Here is a 7,663-nt window from a genome sequence, read left to right as displayed (position 1 = left end):
GGAAGGATCGTCCGGCCAGCCGGCGGCAACGCGATGACATGGTGATGCTGGCGCATGTCCGCTCGGCATTTGCGCTGTCGAACGGCACGTACGGCAGTCCGCGCATGACGCGCGAGTTGCAGGATGATGGCTTCGCCATCGGGCGACGGCGCACGGCGCGGTTGATGCGCGAGAACGGCCTGCGCGGTCGGCAGAAGCGTCGATTCAAACGGACGACCGACAGCGAGCATAGCTGGCCGATCGCGCCGAACATCATTGACCAGGATTTTACGGCGACGGCACCCAACCAGAAATGGGGCGTCGACATCTCGTATGTCTGGACGCGGGAGGGATGGCTCTATCTGGCGGTGGTCCTCGATCTGTTCTCCCGCCGTGTCGTCGGGTGGGCCGTCGGCGACCGGCTGCACCGCGATCTGGCGCTGGCCGCCCTGCGCAAGGCCCTCGTCATGCGCCGTCCGCCCGAAGGGCTCATTCATCATTCGGACCGCGGCAGCCAATACTGCTCTGTGGACTACCAGGCCGAGCTGCACCGCCACGGCATCCGTATCTCCATGTCAGGAAAGGGAAATTGCTACGATAATGCGATGGTGGAGACCTTCTTCAAGACGATCAAATCCGAGCTCGTCTGGCGCACCGTCTTCTATACCCGCGACCAAGCCGCGCAGGCCATTGCCCGCTATATCGACGGCTTCTACAACCCCGTCAGGCGCCATTCCGCGCTCGACTATATCAGCCCCGCGCAGTTCGAACGAACCGCGTCACGTTGAGCAAATGCCTCTCCACTTTTGCGGGGCAAGTCCATGACACAATCGCTTTCTTCAAACAGCATGTTGAGAATGGAAATCTCTGGGAAGAGCTGTGGATCGAGGAAAAGCCCAAAAAAGAACGGGCCGCCCAGCTTATCTATTACGCAATTGCTGATGCATATTGCCACGCCAATAATGTCGATATTTCGCCTGAGGCAAACATGGGCGGTGGCCCCATCGACTTTAAATTTTCCCAAGGTTATCAGTCGCGTGTCTTGGTAGAAATGAAACGATCAAGCGGCACCGTTCGACACGGTTACGAAAAACAACTGGAAATATACCTAGATGCATCGCGGTCGCAGCATGGCATATTCGTGGTTATGGACTTTGGCGACTTGGGCAAAAAGCTCGAACAGATCACAGAGATTCAGGCCAACCGTCGGGCAATGGGCGGGCGAGCTTCCGACATTGTGGTAATCGATGCCACTAGGAAAGCGTCGGCCAGCAGGCGACATTGAGAGCTGTGGTCACAAATGCAATTTCCGCTACCTATCACTATACCCCCTCCCTTCCAGGGAGGGGAGATAAAGCGGCAGTGTCCCACCCGATTGACACGCCCCCTGCCTCCGCGACAGAAGAGCGCGTGCGCTTCCCTCCATCCGGAGCTTTCCCCATGCTGTCCCGTGCCGCCCTCTTGCTGGGCGCTGCCCTGCTTCCGCTGACCGCCGCCACCGCCAAACCTGCCCCGGCAGCATCCGCCCCCGCGATCAAGCCGATTGGCTTCACCGAACGCACGCTCGCCAACGGCCTTCGCGTCTATGCCATCCGCGACACGTCGACGCCCAACGTCTCGGTGCAAGTGTGGTACGATGTCGGCTCAAAGGATGACCCGGCCGGTCGCTCGGGCTTTGCGCACATGTTCGAACATCTCATGTTCAAGGCGACGCGGAATCTGGTCTCGGAGCAGATGGACCGGCTGACCGAGGATGTCGGCGGTAACAACAACGCCTCAACCAATGACGACTATACCGAATATCACGAGACGATCCCGGCCAACCACTTGCAGCGCCTGCTGTTCGCAGAGGCCGACCGGATGGCCGCGCTCGTCGTCGAGCCGAAGAGCTTCGCCTCCGAACGCGACGTGGTGAAGGAGGAGCTGCGCCAGAACACCAATGCGCGGCCTTACGGCAAGCTGTTCTCACTCTATTTCCCGGCGATTTCTTACACCCGCCATCCTTATGCACGCGGCACGATCGGCAGCCTCGACAACCTGCAAAGTGCGCAGATCGTGCCGAAGAGCGCATAAAGCGGCTCCGGGATACCATTCAGATACGCATTCATCCCCGCCGCGATGTCCCTGGCCATTTGCGGTTGCGCAGCCGCGATCAGGCCCATCGGGATCGCCCACAGCAAGAGCGTATACATAACGTAGAGAAAGCTCGGCCGTGCGCGACTGGTCCAGGGATCGGCGCTTTGCGCTTCGGCCAGGATCGCCGAGATCTGCGTTTTGACCTGCTCCATCTCTTGCGTGCCCTGCAGCGTGAGCAATTTGAGCTTGGCCTCGTCGCGCGCCTTGGGGTCGGGGATGATCTTGTCGATGATGCTGGTGATGGGGCCGATCAGGCCGTCGAGAAGTCCCATGATCTCACTCCTGTTGAAGGTCGGAAGTCCACAAAGTCCACGCTACGTCCCCCCAGTTTCGGGGTTCACGCGGGTTAACCAATTCGGTTGGCGAGCCACCCGTAGAGAAAGGCTTCATTGGCCAGGCGGCGCTCGGCAAGCGCGACATAGCGTTCGCCTTGCAACGCCTCGATTGCCTTGAGCAGCACCGCCTCGCCGCCTGCCCCGCGCCGCTTGAGAAAGGCCGCAAGCGCAGCGAGCGTCACCGCGCCGATACGCCCGTCGACGGGCATGTCAGGGTAATCGGTGGCCCCGCGATTGAGCGCGTTGAGGGCGCGTTGCAGGAAGGCGGCTGCGACCGCCGGCCCCATATTGACGCCGCTGTCGAACAGCTCGGCGGCAAGACCGGGCGCGTGTTCGGCAATGGCGTCGAAGCGCGGTGCCTCCCAATAGAGCCGCCGATACAGCGCCCGCGCCCGCTCGACCGGAAAACTGCACATCGGCCCATCATAGCCATTGGCGCGCGCCACGGCGGCGGTAATCCCAAACCGTGTCTCGCCGCCACGATCGGCGGGATGGTTGACGTATCCCCCTTCGCGATCCAGCACGGTGTCGATCAAGCTGTCGATGGTCATGGCTACCTCCTGGCATAAGGAAGTAACCTATTTGGTATTTGTAGGACAGCCTTGCTCGTCCCCTCCCTGGAAGAGCGTTGGGTGAACAGCGCCCCGCGCTGTTCAGGTCATGCTGGGGGCATGACCGACCCCACGCTGGGTCGGGGGTGGGTCGGCCCGTTATCGAACGCATCCCCAGCCATTGGCCAACCCACCCCCAGCCCCTCCCTTCCAGGGAGGGGAGAAGATGACGCCTCGCTTACGGCTTCCCCGACCCCACTTGCGCCAGCAATACATCCACCGCTGCGCGCAACTGCGCGTCCTGGCCAGTCGCACTTTCCCCCAAGGCCCGCTCCACCGCCAAGTCAACCGGGCGCGGGTGCATTTCCATATCCTGCCCGCGCCCGTCCTGAATGCGCGTGCTCGGCGTGCGTACCGAGGAGCCGTCGATCAACGGCTCAGCCCCGGTAAAGATGATCCATCCCGCCGTCGGCTGCCCGACGACCTTGCCGAGCCCGAGCGCGCGATAGCCTTCGGTGAAATCCTCCGCATCCGAGAGCGAGGATTCGTTGGTGACGAGCACGGTCGGCTTGCCGAGCGCACGCTGCCCCAAGGCCTGGCGCCCCGGCAGCGAGAACAGGTCGCGCGGCGTCATCGTCAAATAGTTGCGCCGTGCGAACACGTCGATCGCATAGCCGTTGATGAAGCCGCCATTGTTGTTGCGGATATCGACCACCACGCCCTGCTTGCCCTGATTTTCCGCATCGAGATCAAGATAGAGCTGATCGAGCGATTCTGACGACATGTCGGCGATATGGACATAGCCGAGCTTGCCGCCCGACAATCGCTCGACCAGCGCGCGGCGATCGTCGACCCATTGGCGGTAAGCGAGCCCGGCCGCGCTTCCGGCCGAAACCGGGCGCACCACCACCTCGCGGCGGCCATTTGCCCCCTCGACGCCCAACCGTACGCGGCGGCCGACGGTATTTTCCAGCAGCGCGTCGAGATTGTCGTGGGCACCGACCGCGACACCGCCGACGCTGACGATGCGCTCGCCCGGCACGATCTTTTCGATCGCGGCAGGGCTCAGCGTCACCACCTCGCGCACGACGAGCCCGCGCCCGGCCTCGTAGGCGGAACGATCGAACCGCACGCCAATATCGCCGACGCGGCCCGATGGCAGCGTCCCCGGCCCCGTGAAGGGCCGATTGATGCCGGTATGCGAGGCATTGAGTTCGCCGATCATCAGGCCAATGATCCGGCGCAGTTCGTCGGGCGTGCGGGCACCCGCGACATAGGGCTGGAAGCGCGCGCGTAGCGCCGCCCAGTCATGGCCGTTGAACCTGGCATCGAAGAACTTGCGGTTCAGGATGCTCCACGCTTCATCGAACACGACCTGCTTCTCGGTCGCGAAGTCGACGTCCATATCGGCCGCGACATTGATCGGCTTGGGCTTGGGGGAATCGATCGGCGTTGAAACGACACGTCCGCCGTCGAGATAGAACAGAACCTTGCCATCCCCCGACAGTGCGAAATCGCCCTTGGGACGATCGCTCTGCGTCAATTGCTGTGCGACCGGGGGCTCGTCGGCGAGTTCGTCGAGATTGTAGCTGTAGAGATTGGCCCGCCCCTTTTCCGATGCGCGGAAGACCAGCGTCTTGCCGTCGGCGCTGATCACCGGGGTGTCGGCGCTGAGGCCCAGCGGCAGGATCGTCGCGCGCCCGCGCAATCCCTGCCACACGATGGTGACGGGCGGCACTTTGGGCGCGAGCACCGGCGCAGCACCTTTTTTCGTTGCTACCGGCAGCGGCTTTGGCGTGGCGGGCGCGGGGATATCGGTGGGGACTTCGGGCGCGCCTGGCTGTTTGCCGGGCTTGAACAGGTCGCTGAACTTGTCCTCGCGGAACTTGGGCACGTGCGGCAGCAGATCGATGCGGACGACACGCGAATCCTCGCTGCGCTGCGCGGTGTCGAACAGGATATACTTGCCATCGGGCGACCAGGCGATGCCACCCATCTCGCCATTGCCAAGGAAGCTGACCGGGCGCGCCGCGCCCCCCGCCGCCGGGACGACATGGACGTTCACGAACGAACGCGCATCGCGCAACGGGAAGGCGACATATTGGCCATCGGGCGACCAGGTCGGGCGCGGCCCCTCGCGCCCGTCGGTGGCGATTGCACCGGTGAAAAGCGTGCGATCGGTGCCGCCTGCCCCAAGCGTGACCAGGTGCAGTTCGCGGTCGTTGAGCACATAGGCCACCGACTTGCCGTCGGGGGCGTAGGACGGCACCGACGCGATGCCGTGTGTGGTGAGCATCGTCTCGCGACCGCTGGCGACATCATATTCGACCAGCGCATGGTCGAGCCCGCGCTCGGAGATGACCAAGGCGCGGCGGCTGTCGGGCGACCACACCACTTCGCGCTCGGCCCCCGGCGTATTGGTGATGCGCTGTGCCGGGCCGCCATCCTTGGCCGGGGCGGCGAAGACTTCGCCGTGGCCGATCACCGCGACCTTCTGCCCGTCTCCCGAAACAGCGAGGCGACTGAAGCTCTGCAATTGTTCGTGGCGGCGCGGCGTCCCGTTGGCGGCCCCGCGCAGCGTGATCGGCACCGCGCTCGCCTGGCCGGTCGCGGGATCATAGCGCCACACGCCGAAATCGCGCTCGAACACGATGGCCGATCCATTCGCCGCCATCGACGGGTAGAGTAGCCGACCATCGCCGAAGTGCGTCAGTTGTTCGGGTGCCGCCCCCTCGCCCAGCCCCACGCGCCACAGATTTTCTGTGCCGCCACGCGCGCTCATATAGACGATGCTGTGGCCGTCGCGGCTCCACATCGGCCAGGCGTGCTTCTCACCGCCGGGCAACAAGCGGCGATAGGCACCGCCCTCGGCGACGGGTTTCAACCACAGCTCGGTCTCATCGATATGCGAGGTGCCGTTGCGCCACCATTGCGCCCCGCTCAGGCCGCGCGCGTTGATCGCCAGCATGGTGCCGTCGGGCGACGGTGCCGCCTGAAATTCGGCGAGATATTTCTCGCGGCTGACCTGCATGGGCGTGCCGCCCGATGCCGCCACCCGATAGATATCCGCCTGCCGCCCGACATCGGCAACGCCCGAGGCGAAATAGAGGTATTTGCCGTCGGGTGACCAGGCATCGAGTTCTTCAGCCGATTCCGCATAGGTCAATCGCGTCACCGCGCCGCTGGCGAGATCCAGCACGTACAGATTCTGGCTGCCCCCACGGGTGGAGGTGAAGGCGAGCCGGGTGCCATCCGGCGAATAAAGCGGGCGTCCCTCGGTCGCGGCATCGGTGACGAGCGGGCGGGCGGTGCCGCCGGTCGCCGCCACTTCCCAGATGTCCCCGCCCGAGGCGAAGGCGATGAGACTGCCATCGGGCGACAGGCTCGGCTCGGCAAAGGCCGCCCTGGCACCGCCCTCTTGTGCGGACGCAGAACGCGACCCGAGTGCGGTCGATGCGAGCAACGTCGCCGCGGCGAATGCAAGGCCCCGGAAGATCATGGAAGCACGCCTCAATATTATAGGAATTTGCTTATCGCCATTTCTCATCAGCAAAGCGTAAAACAGTGTTCATCACAAGCGCCGTCTGCCATGTTAGCATCGGCTTAACCGAAGAGGTTCAACAGGGCCGAAATGGACCCTATCACTCTCCCGGCGTTTTCTCCCGTGGTGCCAGTCCGCCGACCGCACAGTGCTGCACTTGCTCTGTTTGGCGGCCTCATCCTATTATTGGCTTGGGGCGGCGTCGCGATATCGCGCGGTAATGGGTATGTCGCACCCTTATGGTTGGCCAACGCGGCACTTGCCGCGACCATCTTGCAAGCAGGCTGGCGCAGTGCTTGGTATTGGATTGCGACGGCCTTCATTGCCTTGTGCCTTGCCGCCAGCTTGAACGGGGATCCTCCGCTATTTTCCCCGGTACTCGCGGCGGTCAATTGTGCCGAAGCGATCGGCGGCAGTTGGCTGCTGATGCGGTGGCAGAAACACACGCCCGACATGGCCGACTTTCGCGACCTGCTGCGCTTCGCCCTATGTTGCTGCGGCGTCGCCCCGGCCGTGTCCGGGGTGGCCGCAACGCTCTGGCTGGCTCCGCACGATCTTTGGCATGGCCTGTCGATTTGGCGATATTGGTTTCTCGCCGATAGCCTGGGGATGTTGATCGGCGGGCCGATCGCTTTGATCGCAATCGATAGCTGGAGCAATCGCCGCAAGGTCACCCCCCCGCGCGCGTTCGAGATCGCGGCGATCCTGACCGCCAATGCTCTGGTGGCGGCAATCGTGTTTCTACAACCCGCCTATCCGATGTTCTTCGTTGCACTGCCCTTGATCATTCTGGCCTCATTCCGACTGGGCGTCCGCGGAGCGGCCGCCGCGATCGCGGTGGTCGGTATCATCGGTACGGTGGGAACGCTGTCGGGGCTGGGCCCGGCTTACATGATCGGCGGGACGCTCGCGACACGCGTCCATCTGCTGCAACTGTTCCTGGCTGCGTGTTTCGGAATCAGCCTGCCGTTCGCGGCGGCGATCGCGGGACGCGAGCGCATTCGCGAGGAGTTGAAGCGCAGCCGCGACTTTTCGGAAACCCTCGTATCCTCGATGCAGGAAATCGTGTTCCGGACCGATGCCGAGCGGCGCTGGATCTTCCTGAATCCCGCCTGAGAAAC

The 7,663-nt window shown here is 63.6% G+C and carries 7 protein-coding genes; 4 read left to right on the top strand and 3 right to left on the bottom strand.

From position 1 onward, the window contains the following. The 3 genes from ACP7BL_RS03425 to ACP7BL_RS03415 form a co-directional block, all read left to right on the top strand. Nucleotides 1-767, top strand: a 767-nt coding sequence (locus ACP7BL_RS03425; RefSeq protein WP_426257620.1) for an IS3 family transposase, incomplete at its 5' end; no start/stop codon positions are given. Continuing rightward, nucleotides 764-1,264 carry a hypothetical protein gene (locus tag ACP7BL_RS03420; RefSeq protein ID WP_426257619.1) on the top strand — a complete coding sequence of 167 codons (501 nt, stop codon included), beginning with the start codon at nt 764-766 and terminating at the stop codon, nt 1,262-1,264. The genes ACP7BL_RS03425 and ACP7BL_RS03420, both read left to right, overlap by 4 nt. A 155-nt stretch (nt 1,265-1,419) precedes the next feature. After that, entirely contained in the window at nt 1,420-2,052 is a 633-nt protein-coding gene (locus ACP7BL_RS03415) for a M16 family metallopeptidase (RefSeq protein ID WP_426257618.1), read from the top strand. Here the strand turns inward: ACP7BL_RS03415 and ACP7BL_RS03410 are convergent. From ACP7BL_RS03410 to ACP7BL_RS03400, 3 genes are all read right to left on the bottom strand, one after another. Next, entirely contained in the window at nt 1,983-2,387 is a 405-nt protein-coding gene (locus ACP7BL_RS03410; protein ID WP_426257617.1) for a holin family protein, read from the bottom strand. The genes ACP7BL_RS03415 and ACP7BL_RS03410 overlap by 70 nt on opposite strands. Before the next feature lie 74 nt (nt 2,388-2,461). Beyond that, nucleotides 2,462-3,001, bottom strand: coding sequence for a glycoside hydrolase family 108 protein (locus ACP7BL_RS03405; RefSeq protein WP_426257616.1), 540 nt, complete (start codon nt 2,999-3,001; stop codon nt 2,462-2,464). 238 nt (nt 3,002-3,239) lie between these two features. Beyond that, entirely contained in the window at nt 3,240-6,500 is a 3,261-nt protein-coding gene (locus ACP7BL_RS03400) for a S41 family peptidase (RefSeq protein ID WP_426257615.1), read from the bottom strand. 132 nt (nt 6,501-6,632) lie between these two features. On the opposite strand from ACP7BL_RS03400, the gene ACP7BL_RS03395 reads away from it, so the two are divergent. Continuing rightward, nucleotides 6,633-7,658, top strand: coding sequence for an MASE1 domain-containing protein (locus tag ACP7BL_RS03395; RefSeq protein WP_426257614.1), 1,026 nt, complete (start codon nt 6,633-6,635; stop codon nt 7,656-7,658). Nucleotides 7,659-7,663 lie beyond the last annotated feature (5 nt).

This window comes from Sphingomonas sp. DC1600-2 (assembly GCF_049897605.1).
GTDB lineage: Bacteria > Pseudomonadota > Alphaproteobacteria > Sphingomonadales > Sphingomonadaceae > Sphingomonas.
The sequence above is the reverse complement of the archived record's forward strand: the minus strand, read 5'-3'. Positions and strand labels throughout refer to the sequence as shown.